Below are 12,592 nucleotides of genomic sequence, written 5' to 3'. Positions count from 1 at the left end.
CGTACATCGGCGCAACCCACCAGCCATTTCACAGGTGGGTTACGCCTTCGGCCAACCCACCCTACGGGGCTTTCCCATGTCTCAAGAACGCCGTTACAGCTTCGAGTTCTTCCCGACCAAGACCGAAGCCGGGCACGAAAAACTGCTCAACGTGGCGCGCCAGCTGGCGAGCTACAACCCCGATTTCTTCTCCTGCACCTACGGTGCCGGTGGCTCCACTCGTGATCGCACCGTCAATACCGTGCTACAACTCGATGGCGACGTGAAGGTGCCCACCGCACCGCACCTGTCCTGCGTCGGTGACAGCAAGGCCGAACTGCGCGAGCTGCTCAACCTGTACCAGAACGCCGGCATCAAGCGCATCGTCGCCCTGCGCGGCGACCTGCCGTCCGGCATGGGCATGGCCAGCGGCGAGCTGCGCTACGCCAACGAGCTGGTCGAGTTCATCCGCGTTGAGACCGGTGATCACTTCCATATCGAAATCGCCGCCTATCCGGAAATGCATCCGCAGGCACGCAACTTCGAGGACGACATCGCCAACTTCGTACGCAAGGCCAAGGCCGGGGCCAACAGTGCCATCACCCAGTACTTCTTCAACGCCGACAGCTACTTCTACTTCGTCGAGCGCGTGCAGAAACTGGGTGTGAATATCCCGGTGGTGCCGGGCATCATGCCGATCACCAACTACAGCAAGCTGGCACGTTTCTCCGACGCCTGCGGCGCGGAAATTCCGCGCTGGGTACGCAAGCAGCTGGAAGCCTACGGCGATGACATCGACAGCATCCAGGCCTTCGGCGAACAGGTGATCAGCGAAATGTGCGAACGCCTGCTCGCGGGTGGCGCACCTGGCCTGCACTTCTATACCCTGAACCAGGCCGACCCCAGCCTGGCCATCTGGAAGAACCTCAACCTCAAACGTTGACAGGCAGGGAGCCGCCTAGCGGCTCCTGCTCAAGGATGAGCCCATGACACTCAAGCACCTCCTTCCCTTCACGTTGCTTGCCGGACTGCATGCCAATGCAGTCCTGGCCAGCGCCGACATGACCTGTCAGCCAAGCTGGAAACTGGTCAGCGATGGCCTTTCCGGCTGTAACAACCTTGCGTTCCTCAGCCCCGGCAACGACAGTCGCGTCAACCTTCAGCTGTTGCTCGATGACGCTGGCTACCTGCGCCTAACCCGCAAGCCGAAGGCCATCGAAGGTTACGAATACGGCTATGGCCTGGTGCCCTTCAGCCTCGGCATGATCGACCCAAGCCGTAGCCAGACAACACCCGAGAATGACGAGCAGCCCGCACAAGACCCGAATGTGGTCTATCTCAACGATGCCCTGCAACGCCTAGGCATCGCCAGCGAGCCGGACGCCTTTGCCGTGCACCACTTCGCCGAAGGTGAAGGTAATCGTTGCCGTAGTAACGATCTGCAAGCCATGCGCGGCTTCGTCGATGCCCTGACCGCCACACCAACTCTGGCCGCAAGCGAAGCACAGGCCCTGGCGCGCTCACGCCGCAGTCTGCTGAGCCTGTGCGGCGAAGGCGACCCACAAGCGGACGATATCCTGCCGCAGGCGGCGCATCTGCAATCGCCCGCCAGCCAGGCCTACGGCCGCTACCTGCGCGGCGCCGACGCCTTCTACCGCGGCGACTTCAGCGGCGCCCACGAGCACTTCGCCACACTCGCCGATAGCGAGCAGCCCTGGCTACGAGAAACCGCTCGCTACCTGCTCGGTCGTGTGGCGCTGAACCAGGCCCAGCAAAACGCTTTCGACGAATATGGTTTTTTCACCCAGGAAAGCGTCGAGCAAGCCAGCCTTGCAACGGCCGAGCAAGCTTTCGACCAGTATCTACAGGACTACCCACAGGGTCTGTACAGCGATTCGGCACGCGGCCTATTACGCCGCGTGTACTGGCTCAAGGGCGACACCAGCCGCTTTGCCGAGGCGTTCGCCCGACAGTTCGAGCAGGGCGAACAGCAAGTAGACATGCACGCACTGATCGAAGAACTGGACGGCAAGTTGCTGCCCAGCCTCAAACCTGAAGCAATCGAAGACCCGCTTCTGCTGGCCATGGCCGATCTGATCCGCCTGCGCGACCCCGGCAAAGAACGTGCACCACAAATCAGCCTGGAACAACTGCAAGCGCAGCAACCGCGCTTCGCCAGCCAGCCTGACTTGCACGCGTACCTGCTCGCAGCCTGGCACTTCTATCGCGCAGGTGACGCCGAGCAGACCCTCGCCGCACTGCCAAAACCTGCCAGTGGGCCGATGAACGCCGTCACCTTTAGCCAGGAAACCCTGCGCGGCCTGGCACTGGAAAGCAAAGGCGAGACGGCTACAGCGCTGCAGCACTGGCAGGCGTTGCTCGCGCGGAGCACCGACCCGCTGCAGCAGGCCCAGTTGCAACTGGCCCTGGCCCTGAATTACGAGCGTAGCGGTCAGTTGGAGAAAGTGTTCGCCGCCGACTCGCCGATCACCACGGCGCCGATCCGCGAACGCCTGCTGGCCTACGGTGCCGGCCCCGAACTGCTGCGCCAACAGGCAGGCAACACACAGGTGGCAGCGGATGAGCGGGCCACAGCGCTCTACACCCTGCTCTACCGTGATCTGAATTACGGCCGTTATGCCGACTTCATCAGCGACCTCGCGAAATTCCCTCACAAGCCAGCCCAGCCCACTGAGCGGCTCGACCCGAGCCTGTTCACCTGGGCCGGTGGCAGTAGTGCCGGCTATGTCTGCCCGAGCCTGGCCAAGGTCGCTGAACGCCTCGCCGCCAACCCCGAAGACGCACAAGGCACGCTGTGCCTGGGCGACTTCATCCGCGTCAACGGTCTCGACGGTCACCAACTCAATCGTGCGCCCGTCGCTGGCGAACTGGGCAGCGCGCCAAGTCAGTTCCAAGGCACTCCCTATTCGCGTCTGGCCGGTTACCAGAAACTGATGAATACCCCTCGGGCCAGTCATGACGACAAGGCCTACGCCCTGTTTCGTGCAATCAACTGCTACGCCCCCAGTGGCTTCAACAGTTGCGACGATCAGGACATCGCCAAGGACGAGCGCAAACAGTGGTTCCAGACCCTCAAGCGAAGCTACGCGGATACCCAGTGGGCGCAGCGGCTCAAGTACTACTGGTAGGCCTGCTGTTTTTCGGCGCCTGCTTGCCGGTTCAGGCCGGGCGAGTCGACGCCGCCGATTACCAGGCCTTCTGGTTATGGGGCGGTGTCAAACCGCAGCCAGTGCTGGCCCAGGCGAACACCCTGTATGTGTTACAGGGACAGATCGACGGCCCGCGCCGTGCTGGTGAGCCGTCCGCACGCATGCTGGCGCAGAACCCGGCAACGCCTCGGCTGTCGAAGGATATCGAACTCTGGCTGGTATACCGCGCGCATACCCTGGACTGGAACGAGGACATTCACGCACTGCTGCTGGCGCAATTGAAACGCTGGCAGCGCGCTGGCAACCGAGTGACGGGTGTGCAGATCGACTTCGATGCGCAGACCCTGCGCCTGGATCGTTACGCCACCTTTCTCGAAGACCTACGTCAGCGTCTGCCCGCACACTACCGTCTGAGCATCACCGGCCTGCTCGACTGGGCCAGCAATGCCGACCCGGCAGCGCTGAACCGTCTGGGCGGAGTCGTCGACGAAGTGGTGATGCAGACTTACCAGGGCCGCCACAGCATCGCCGGTTACCAGCGCTACCTGCCGAGTATCGGGCGGCTGCAGCTGCCGTTTCGCATCGGTCTGATACAAAACGGCGAGTGGCAGCCGCCGGATTACCTGCAAAGCAGCCCATGGTTTCGCGGCTATGTGGTATTTCTGCTGAACCCGAGCGACTCCGTCAGCACCACGCCATCCAATCCACCATGACCATCGTCGACACTCGCACCACACATTCTCGATAACGATTTCAGAACTTTTGCGCGCCAGCCTTCGGCGCACCCTTGCCGCCAGGACACACTCAATGCTCAAACGCCCCAAGATCAACGCCTCCGTCAGCCCCAAGGGCAGCCTCGAAACGCTCTCGCAACGTGAAGTGCAGCAGTTGCGCGAAACCGGCTCCGGCAGCGTTTATCGCCTGTTCCGTCAATGCGCACTGGCGATCCTCAATACCGGCTCGCACAGCGACAACGCCAAGACCATTCTCGAGGCCTACCCGGATTTCGAAGTGAAGATTCACCAACAGGATCGCGGCATCCGCCTGGAACTGATCAACGCGCCGGCCGACGCCTTCGTCGATGGTGAAATGATCGCCAGCACCCGCGAGATGCTGTTCAGCGCCCTGCGCGACATCGTCTACACGCAGAGCGAGCTGGAGAACAAGCGCATCGACCTGGACAGCTCCGAAGGCATCACCGACTACGTCTTCCACCTGCTGCGCAACGCCCGCACCCTGCGTACCGGCGTCGAACCGAAGATGGTGGTGTGCTGGGGCGGCCACTCGATCAGCACCGAGGAATACAAGTACACCAAGAAAGTCGGTCACGAGCTGGGCCTGCGCGGCCTGGACATCTGCACCGGCTGCGGGCCGGGCGTGATGAAGGGACCGATGAAGGGCGCCACCATCAGCCACGCCAAGCAGCGCAACCTCAAGGGACGCTACCTGGGGCTGACCGAACCCGGCATCATCGCTGCCGAGGCGCCGAACCCGATCGTCAACGAGCTGGTGATCCTGCCGGACATCGAGAAACGCCTGGAGGCCTTCGTTCGCGTCGGCCACGGCATCATCATCTTCCCGGGCGGCGCTGGCACCGCAGAAGAGTTCCTCTACCTGCTGGGCATCCTCACCCACCCGGACAACCAGGATCTGCCCTTCCCGGTCATCCTCACCGGACCGAAGAGCGCCAGCACCTACCTGCAGCAGTTGCACGACTTCATCGGCGCGACCCTGGGTGAAGCCGCACAGCAGCGTTACAGCATGATCGTCAACGACCCGGCCGAAGTCGCGCGCCAGATGCACATCGGCATTCGCGAGGTGGAGCGCTTCCGCCGCGAACGCAACGACGCCTTCCACTTCAACTGGCTGCTGAAGATCGACGAAAGCTTCCAGCACCCGTTCGAGCCCACTCACGACGCGATGGCCAGCCTCAACCTGACCCGCGAGCAGCCATTGCACCATTTGGCTGCCAATCTGCGCCGCGCCTTCTCCGGCATCGTCGCGGGCAACGTCAAGGAGAATGGCATTCGCCTGATCGAAGAGCACGGCCCCTACGAGATTCGCGGCGAAGCGACCATCATGCGTCCGCTGGATCGCCTGCTGCAGGCCTTCGTCGAGCAACACCGGATGAAACTGCCAGGCGGCAGCGCCTATGAGCCCTGCTATCGGGTGATCGACTAAAGTGATCGCTCCCGCCCTTTTACGGCACAGGTAAAATCGATAATCTGGCGCGATGCCATTATTACAGCGCCAGATTATCGCCGCCCTATTACTGTGCTGTATCGCCTTCACTGCCCGCGGTGAAACGCTGCGCCTGGTCACGGATGCCTGGGCGCCCTATGTCTATGAAGTAGACGGTCAGGCCACCGGCCTCGATTACGACATCAGCCGCGAGGTTCTGCGCCGCCTGGGTATCGATCTGGAGCTGCAATTCCTGCCGTGGAAACGCTGTCTGCTGGCGCTGGAACAGGGGCACGCCGACGGCATTCTCGACATTTTCCACCTGCCTGAACGCGAAGCGCAGATGCTGTTCGTCGAAGAACCGCTGAGCGAAGTCGAGTTCGTGCTGTTCTACGCGCGCAACCGCCCTTATCCCTATCGCCGCCTGGAAGACCTGCGCGACCTGGTGATCGGTATCTCACCCGGCTACTGGTACAACGACGAGACATTCCGCACTTCCGCCCTGTTCAGCCGCGAGGAGGCGCCAACTCACGAGGCCAACCTGGGCAAGCTGGTGCGCCATCGGGTCGATCTGGTGGTCAATGATCGTCGCGCCGGTCTCTATCTGAGCAGGCAGATGGGCATGCAGCAGCAAGTCGACTACAACCGCAAGGCCGTCGGTCGTGACCCTATGTACCTGGCGCTGCGCCGCGATCCGGCCTTACAACAGCTGGCCAGTGACTTCACTCGCGAACTGCGCCGCTTCAAGCGCGAACCCGCCTATGCGCGCCTGCAACAACGCTACGCCAATCCCCGGCAGCTCAAGCCGTGAACCAACCGACAGGCTGATAGGTGCGCAAGCCTCGCGCTCTGTTATACTCGGGGCTTCCCGCCAGGCTTGCGCCCGGATGCTGGCGCTCAGAAGCCAGCAGTACCGGACGGGATCATGCCCCCCAAAGCGTGATTCAAGCCAGGCTCTACACCCCCAGGGCCACGCCCTCAATTAGTACAGGATTGCTCATGTCCTTTGCCTCCCTCGGTCTCTCCGAGGCTTTAGTCCGTGCGGTCGAATCCGCCGGCTACACCCAACCCACTCCGGTGCAACAGCGGGCCATTCCCGCCGTGTTGCAAGGTCGCGACCTGATGGTGGCGGCCCAGACGGGTACAGGTAAGACGGGCGGTTTCGCCCTGCCGATCCTTGAGCGCCTGTTCCCAGGTGGTCATCCGGATCGCGAACAACGCCACGGCCCGAAACAACCCCGCGTGCTGGTGCTGACCCCCACTCGCGAGCTGGCCGCCCAGGTGCATGACAGCTTCAAGGTCTATGCCCGCGATTTGAAATTCGTCAGCGCCTGCATCTTCGGCGGCGTTGGCATGAACCCACAAGTTCAGGCCGTGGCCAAAGGTGTCGATGTCCTGGTGGCCTGCCCAGGTCGCCTGCTCGACCTGGCCAATCAGAAAGCCATCGACCTGTCGCACGTGGAAATCCTCGTGCTCGATGAAGCCGACCGCATGCTCGACATGGGCTTCATCCATGACGTCAAGAAGGTACTGGCCAAGCTGCCCGCACAACGCCAGAACCTGTTGTTCTCGGCCACCTTCTCCAAAGACATCACCGACCTGGCCGGCAAGCTGCTGCACAACCCCGAGCGCATCGAGGTCACGCCGCCGAACACCACGGTCGAGCGCATCGAACAGCGGGTGTTCCGCCTGGCTGCCAGCCACAAGCGTGCCCTGCTCGCCCACCTGATCACTCAGGGCGCTTGGGAACAGGTGCTGGTGTTCACCCGCACCAAGCATGGCGCCAACCGCCTGGCCGAGTACCTCGACAAGCACGGTCTGACGGCTGCAGCAATCCATGGCAACAAGAGCCAGAACGCGCGCACCAAGGCCCTGGCCGATTTCAAGGCGAACAAGGTACGTATTCTGGTCGCCACCGACATCGCCGCCCGCGGCCTGGACATCGACCAACTGCCGCACGTGGTCAACTTCGAGCTGCCCAACGTCGAAGAAGACTACGTTCACCGTATCGGCCGCACCGGCCGCGCTGGCCGTAGTGGCGAGGCCATCTCGCTGGTCGCCCCGGACGAAGAGAAGCTGCTCAAGAGCATCGAGCGGATGACCAAGCAGAAGATCCCCGATGGCGATCTGATGGGCTTCGACGCCAGTGCTGTGGAAGCGGAACGTCCGGAAGTACGTGAGCCGCGCCAACCGCGCAATGCCGGGCAGAAGAAGCAGAAAACCGAAGGCGGTGGCGATAAGCCCAAGGGCGAGCGCAACAACGGCGGCCGCAGAGACAAGGGCAAGGACGGCGGCAAGGATCAGAAAGCCAAGCCGCAACAGCAAGGTCAGGGCCAAGGGCAGAACCGTCGTGGTCAGCAGCCTCGCAATCAGAATCGTGGCGCCGCCCCAGCCGTTCCTGCGCTGCCGCCGGATCGTGACCCTGAAGAATTCCTCGACGACGAGATCGACAATTTCGGTAACCGTGCCGACTACGTGCCGGTGCAGAACAAGCCGCAAGGTCGCGGCCGTCGTTCAGGCGGCGCTGGCGGCAACGGCGCCGCTCAGGGCCAGGGGCAGAAAGCCAACAGCAACAACCGGCAACCGCGCAGCAACACAGGTGGCAACCCGGGCAACTCCGGCAAGAATCGTCGTCAGGGTGGCCAGGGCGGTCAAGGCCGCAACGGCGGTGGTCGTGGCCGACCAGCACATGATGGTCGCATCACCTCGCTGGATCGTGACGAACTGCCACGTGCCGAAGCGGCCGTACGTAACCCACGTGAAAAGCAGCCGATCATCGTGCACAAAGGCTCGCGCCTGGATCGTTTCCCCAGCGCCGAGCAGCTCGACGAGCTGAGCAACAGCACGCGTCCACGCAGTGAAAAACCCGCACTACTGACGCGCAACCGCGAAGAGTAAGCTGCCACGCTAATGAAAAACGCCGCCCATTGGGCGGCGTTTTTCATGGTGCGCTGGCTTGTCAGTTACGTAGGGTGCGCCGTGCGCACCGATGACCCGCCTCGCTCCTTTTATTACTGACGAACACCTTCGATCGAGATGATCAGCTCGACGGTTTCCGAAGCCGGGCCGAGATCCATGGAGATATCGAAATCCTTCAGCTTCAGGGTGGTGGTGCCTTCGAAACCGGCACGGTAGCCGCCCCACGGATCCTTGCCTTCGCCGATGAACTTGGCAGCGATCACCACCGGCTTGGTCACGCCGTTGAGGGTCAGGTTACCGGTCACATCGGCAGTGCCTTCGCCAGTGGACTTGACCGAGGTGGACTCGAAGGTGGCCGTGTCATGCTTGCTCGCATTGAGGAAGTCGGCACTGCGGATGTGCTTGTCACGCTCGGCGTGGTTGGTATCGACGCTGGCGGTCTTCAGGCTCACGCTGACCTTGCTGGCCTCAGGCTTGGCGGCGTCGAAGCTGAATTTGCCGTCGAAATCCTTGAAGGTGCCGTAGAGCCAGCTGTAGCCCAGGTGGCTGATCTTGAAGTTGACGAAGGCGTGCTGGCCTTGCTTGTCGATGGCGTAATCGGCCGCCATGGCCTGGCCGCCGATCAGAGCGGAGCCCAGAACCAGTGCAGCGAGGGCGTTCTTCAACATGGGGTGTTCTCCTTGCGAGGTTGTCGATCTAGGTGGGCATTGGCCCGGTTATGAATGCGTCAGCGCCCGAACATCCGCAGCAGGGTGCTGTCGCGGTCGATGAAATGGTGTTTGATCGCCGCCAGGCCATGCAACCCGGCAAAGATCACCAGGCCCCAGGCCAGGTATTCGTGGATTGCACCGGCAATGTCTTCCTGTTGCGCGATACCGGTCAGGGTCGCCGGCACGCTGAACAGGCCAAACACCTCGATACCACGACCATCGGCGGTGGAAATCAGGTAACCAGAGATCATCACGCCGAACAGGCCGAGATAGAGAGCGCCGTGGCCCAGTTTGGAGGCCAGGCGAGTGAGCTGGCCGTGACTGGCCAGGGCCGCCGGAGCCGGATTGAACAGGCGCCATAGCACCCGCAGCAGCATCACGGCGAACAGCACGATACCGATGCTCTTGTGCAGATCAGGTGCGCTCTGACGCCACGGGTCGTAGTAGCTGAGCCCCACCATCCAGAAGCCGAGGGCGAACAGGCCGAACACGGCCAACGCCACCAGCCAGTGCAGCACGACGCTGACCAGACCATAACGAGCAGAGGTATTGCGCCATTGCATGGGGGGCTTCCCTAATTCAGTGTCCGAGCAAGACTAACGGCAAATATATCGATTTAAAGCGGAAAATTTCGCTATGAAACATCGAGAAATGCGATATCTCATCCTGGCGCATTCAGGTCGATGAGCTTAGTACGAAGCCTGCGTGGCAAAGTTCGTCACCTCTGGAGCAGACGGCATATTGCGGCAGACCAACGGCATCGACCGCGTCCCACAGGCCGCTTCTGGTAGGCTGTGCCGCCGAACACAGGGAGATTTCTCATGAGCTTCAATGACCACTGGATGCAACGCGACCTCGACGTGTTGTGGCACCCCTGCACCCAGATGAAGGATCACGAGCGCCTGCCGCTGGTGGCGATCCGCAAGGCCTCCGGCGTATGGCTGGAGGACTTCGACGGCAAACGCTATCTGGATGCGGTCAGCTCCTGGTGGGTCAACGTCTTCGGCCACGCCAACCCACGCATCAACGCGCGCATCCGTGATCAGCTGGAAAATCTCGAACACGTGATGCTCGCCGGCTTCACCCATCAACCGGTCATCGAGCTGTCCGAGCGCCTGGTGCAGATCACCCCGGCCGGCCTGAACAAGGTGTTCTATGCCGACAATGGCTCCTCGGGCATCGAAGTAGCGCTGAAGATGAGCTTTCACTACTGGCTCAACAGCGGCCAGGCGAGCAAGAAGCGCTTCGTCACCCTGAGCAACAGCTACCACGGGGAAACGGTAGCCGCGATGTCGGTAGGCGACGTGTCGCTGTTCACCGACACCTACAAACCCTTGCTACTCGACACGCTCAAGGTACCGAGCCCCGACTGTTATCTGCGCCCGGAGGGCATAAGCTGGGAAGAGCACTCGCGCGCGATGTTCGCCCATATGGAGCAGACGCTGGCCGACCATCATCATGAGGTCGCAGCGGTGATCGTCGAGCCGTTGATCCAGGGCGCTGGCGGCATGCGTATGTATCACCCGATCTACTTGCGGCTGCTGCGCGACGCCTGCGACCGCTACGGTGTGCACCTGATCCATGACGAAATCGCCGTTGGCTTCGGCCGCACCGGCACGATGTTCGCCTGCGAGCAGGCCGGCATCACCCCGGACTTCCTCGTGCTGTCCAAGGCGCTGACCGGCGGCTACCTGCCGATGGCTGCGGTGCTGACCACCGATGAGGTCTATGGCGCCTTCTATGACGATTACGCCACCCTGCGCGCCTTCCTGCACTCGCACACCTACACCGGCAACCCGCTGGCCTGCGCCGCGGCCCTGGCGACGCTGGACATCTTCCGCGATGACCACGTGATCGAGCGCAACAAGGCCCTGGCCGCGCGCATGGCCAGCGCCACCGCCCACCTGATCGATCACCCTAACGTCGCCGAAGTGCGCCAGACCGGCATGGCCCTGGCCATCGAGATGGTGCAGGACAAGGCCAGCAAGGCAGCCTACCCCTGGCAGGAGCGGCGTGGCCTGCGCGTGTACCAGCACGCACTGGAGCGCGGTGCGCTGCTGCGCCCACTGGGCAGTGTGGTGTATTTCCTGCCGCCCTACGTGATCAAGCCAGAAGAGATCGACTTCCTCGCCGAGGTGGCCAGTGAAGGCATCGATATCGCCACACGCTCGTCCGTCAGCGTGGCGGTGGACAACCGTTATCCCGATCATCGCGATCCGGGCTGAGGTGCGCACAGCACACCCTACGGCTAGAATTCGCGCCTCTGTTCAAGGTTGATACGTCATGCGCCTCTCCCGCTTCTTTATCGATGCCCCGCTCTCCCTCGGCCAGCACGAGCTGCCCGAGGCGCAGGCCCATTACATCGGCCGCGTACTGCGCCATGCGGTCGGCGATGCCGTGCAGCTGTTCGACGGCAGCGGTCGGGAATACCTGGGCGAGCTGATCGAGGTGGGCAAGAAGAACGTGCGCGTCGAGTTGCGTGAAGCCATCGACGGCCTGGCCGAATCACCGCTGCGTATTCACCTCGGCCAGGGCCTGTCGCGTGGCGAGCGCATGGACTGGGCAATCCAGAAAGCCACCGAACTGGGCGCAGCGGAAATCACCCCGATCGTCTCCGCCCGCTGCGAGGTGCGCCTGAAGGACGAACGCGCCGACAAGCGCATGGCCCATTGGCGCCAGGTAGCAATCAGTGCCTGCGAGCAATGCGGGCGCTCGGTACTGCCAGTGATCCATCCGCCACTGGAACTGGACGCGTGGCTGCAGCAGACCGAAGCCGAACTGAAGCTGGTACTGCACCCGGTGGCGGCGCCCTGGGTCAGCCATGCGCCGCCGCAGAGCCTGGCTTTCCTGATTGGCCCGGAGGGTGGCCTCAGCGATGCGGAGGTCGAACAGGCACAAAGCGCCGACTTCCACGCCGCCCGCCTGGGGCCGCGCGTGCTGCGTACCGAGACCGCACCAGTGGTGGCGCTGACCGTAGCGCAGCAACTGTGGGGGGATCTGTAGCTCGGGTGCAATCCAGAGCCGTTCGGGGCATGGGAAACGCGACCACAAGCCCCGTAGGGTGCGCCGCGCGCACCAATCATGAAAAGTTTCAGATGCGGGAACGCTTGGTGCGCATGGCGCACCCTACCGGCTAATGCGGTGATCAGGAGTCAGATCAACCCGGCATCCGCCAGCAACTGCTCCAACCCCACCAGGTCGGGAATCCGCACCACATCCTCCCCGACGCGCGCGGCGCCCAGCTCCAGCGGTGCCAGATCGACATCGGCCGCAGCCAGATCGTTACCGACCTTCAAGGAACGCGGAATCCCCTGTACCAACAGGGCGATGAACTTGACCTTGGGCCGCCCGCCCAATGCGTTGATCACCGCCACCCGCGCGCCGCTGGCAACCTTCACCTGTCCGCCACTGGCAGCTTCGAAGGACAACAGCGGTAGACGCAGGTCACGCCAGGCGATCTGGCCGAGAAACCAGTCCGGCGTGCCTTCACTGACCTGCGGGGCGCGGTAGGGAATCAGCTCGGCTACCGCGACGTTGGGCAACAGCAGGGTGCGGTCGGCCAGAGGCACCAGCAAACCGGTGAGGCTGGCGGCGCTGTTCTGGGTGGCGACGGCTTGGCTCATGAGAATGTCC

General features: G+C 62.7%; 11 protein-coding genes. 8 read left to right on the top strand and 3 right to left on the bottom strand.

Annotated elements, in window-relative coordinates:
- The first annotated feature begins 76 nt into the window (after nt 1–76).
- The 6 genes from metF to HS968_RS02390 all read left to right on the top strand — a co-directional run bounded on the left by metF (nt 77) and on the right by HS968_RS02390 (nt 8,228).
- Nucleotides 77–922, top strand: a complete 846-nt coding sequence (metF, locus tag HS968_RS02415) for a methylenetetrahydrofolate reductase [NAD(P)H] (protein WP_182369987.1) — start codon at nt 77–79, stop codon at nt 920–922.
- 43 nt (nt 923–965) lie between these two features.
- Nucleotides 966–3,128: a hypothetical protein gene (locus tag HS968_RS02410; RefSeq protein WP_182369986.1), complete on the top strand. Its 2,163-nt coding sequence runs from the start codon at nt 966–968 to the stop codon at nt 3,126–3,128.
- Nucleotides 3,098–3,862 carry a DUF3142 domain-containing protein gene (locus HS968_RS02405; protein ID WP_182369985.1) on the top strand — a complete coding sequence of 255 codons (765 nt, stop codon included), beginning with the start codon at nt 3,098–3,100 and terminating at the stop codon, nt 3,860–3,862. Before HS968_RS02410 ends, HS968_RS02405 begins: the two co-directional genes overlap by 31 nt.
- Nucleotides 3,863–3,956: 94 nt before the next feature.
- On the top strand, nt 3,957–5,330 hold the full coding sequence (gene ppnN / locus HS968_RS02400) for a nucleotide 5'-monophosphate nucleosidase PpnN (protein ID WP_182369984.1): 1,374 nt from the start codon (nt 3,957–3,959) through the stop codon (nt 5,328–5,330).
- A gap of 52 nt (nt 5,331–5,382) precedes the next feature.
- Nucleotides 5,383–6,141 (top strand): substrate-binding periplasmic protein, encoded by a 759-nt coding sequence (locus tag HS968_RS02395; RefSeq protein WP_182369983.1) that lies wholly within the window; start codon nt 5,383–5,385, stop codon nt 6,139–6,141.
- Between the two features lie 188 nt (nt 6,142–6,329).
- Complete coding sequence (locus tag HS968_RS02390) at nt 6,330–8,228, top strand: DEAD/DEAH box helicase (protein WP_170965151.1); 1,899 nt, start codon at nt 6,330–6,332, stop codon at nt 8,226–8,228.
- Nucleotides 8,229–8,341: 113 nt separating this feature from the next.
- On the opposite strand, the gene HS968_RS02385 is transcribed toward HS968_RS02390, so the two are convergent.
- Together HS968_RS02385 and HS968_RS02380 are read right to left on the bottom strand one after the other, a co-directional pair.
- Nucleotides 8,342–8,917, bottom strand: coding sequence for a YceI family protein (locus tag HS968_RS02385; RefSeq protein ID WP_037003789.1), 576 nt, complete (start codon nt 8,915–8,917; stop codon nt 8,342–8,344).
- Between the two features lie 59 nt (nt 8,918–8,976).
- A complete protein-coding gene (locus HS968_RS02380; protein ID WP_182369982.1) occupies nt 8,977–9,522 on the bottom strand; it encodes a cytochrome b in 546 nt (181 codons plus the stop codon).
- A 258-nt stretch (nt 9,523–9,780) separates the two neighbouring features.
- Here HS968_RS02380 and HS968_RS02375 point away from each other — a divergent pair, with 258 nt between their 5' ends.
- Together HS968_RS02375 and HS968_RS02370 are read left to right on the top strand one after the other, a co-directional pair.
- On the top strand, nt 9,781–11,184 hold the full coding sequence (locus tag HS968_RS02375; RefSeq protein ID WP_182369981.1) for an adenosylmethionine--8-amino-7-oxononanoate transaminase: 1,404 nt from the start codon (nt 9,781–9,783) through the stop codon (nt 11,182–11,184).
- Between the two features lie 58 nt (nt 11,185–11,242).
- Entirely contained in the window at nt 11,243–11,962 is a 720-nt protein-coding gene (locus tag HS968_RS02370) for a 16S rRNA (uracil(1498)-N(3))-methyltransferase (RefSeq protein ID WP_182369980.1), read from the top strand.
- Nucleotides 11,963–12,111: 149 nt separating this feature from the next.
- Here the strand turns inward: HS968_RS02370 and HS968_RS02365 are convergent, their stop codons facing one another.
- Entirely contained in the window at nt 12,112–12,582 is a 471-nt protein-coding gene (locus HS968_RS02365; protein WP_182369979.1) for a chemotaxis protein CheW, read from the bottom strand.
- Nucleotides 12,583–12,592: the final 10 nt, after the last annotated feature.

This window comes from Pseudomonas berkeleyensis, from assembly GCF_014109765.1.
In the GTDB taxonomy this organism is placed as follows: domain Bacteria; phylum Pseudomonadota; class Gammaproteobacteria; order Pseudomonadales; family Pseudomonadaceae; genus Aquipseudomonas; species Aquipseudomonas berkeleyensis.
The sequence above is the reverse complement of the archived record's forward strand: the minus strand, read 5'-3'. Positions and strand labels throughout refer to the sequence as shown.

Bases quoted from the DNA above. Each gene is read 5' to 3' on its own strand.
- metF (WP_182369987.1), top strand. From the start codon at position 77: ATGTCTCAAGAACGCCGTTACAGCTTCGAGTTCTTCCCGACCAAGACC.
- HS968_RS02410 (WP_182369986.1), top strand. From the start codon at position 966: ATGACACTCAAGCACCTCCTTCCCTTCACGTTGCTTGCCGGACTGCAT.
- ppnN (WP_182369984.1), top strand. From the start codon at position 3,957: ATGCTCAAACGCCCCAAGATCAACGCCTCCGTCAGCCCCAAGGGCAGC.
- HS968_RS02395 (WP_182369983.1), top strand. From the start codon at position 5,383: ATGCCATTATTACAGCGCCAGATTATCGCCGCCCTATTACTGTGCTGT.
- HS968_RS02390 (WP_170965151.1), top strand. From the start codon at position 6,330: ATGTCCTTTGCCTCCCTCGGTCTCTCCGAGGCTTTAGTCCGTGCGGTC.
- HS968_RS02385 (WP_037003789.1), bottom strand. From the start codon at position 8,917: ATGTTGAAGAACGCCCTCGCTGCACTGGTTCTGGGCTCCGCTCTGATC.
- HS968_RS02380 (WP_182369982.1), bottom strand. From the start codon at position 9,522: ATGCAATGGCGCAATACCTCTGCTCGTTATGGTCTGGTCAGCGTCGTG.
- HS968_RS02375 (WP_182369981.1), top strand. From the start codon at position 9,781: ATGAGCTTCAATGACCACTGGATGCAACGCGACCTCGACGTGTTGTGG.
- HS968_RS02370 (WP_182369980.1), top strand. From the start codon at position 11,243: ATGCGCCTCTCCCGCTTCTTTATCGATGCCCCGCTCTCCCTCGGCCAG.
- HS968_RS02365 (WP_182369979.1), bottom strand. From the start codon at position 12,582: ATGAGCCAAGCCGTCGCCACCCAGAACAGCGCCGCCAGCCTCACCGGT.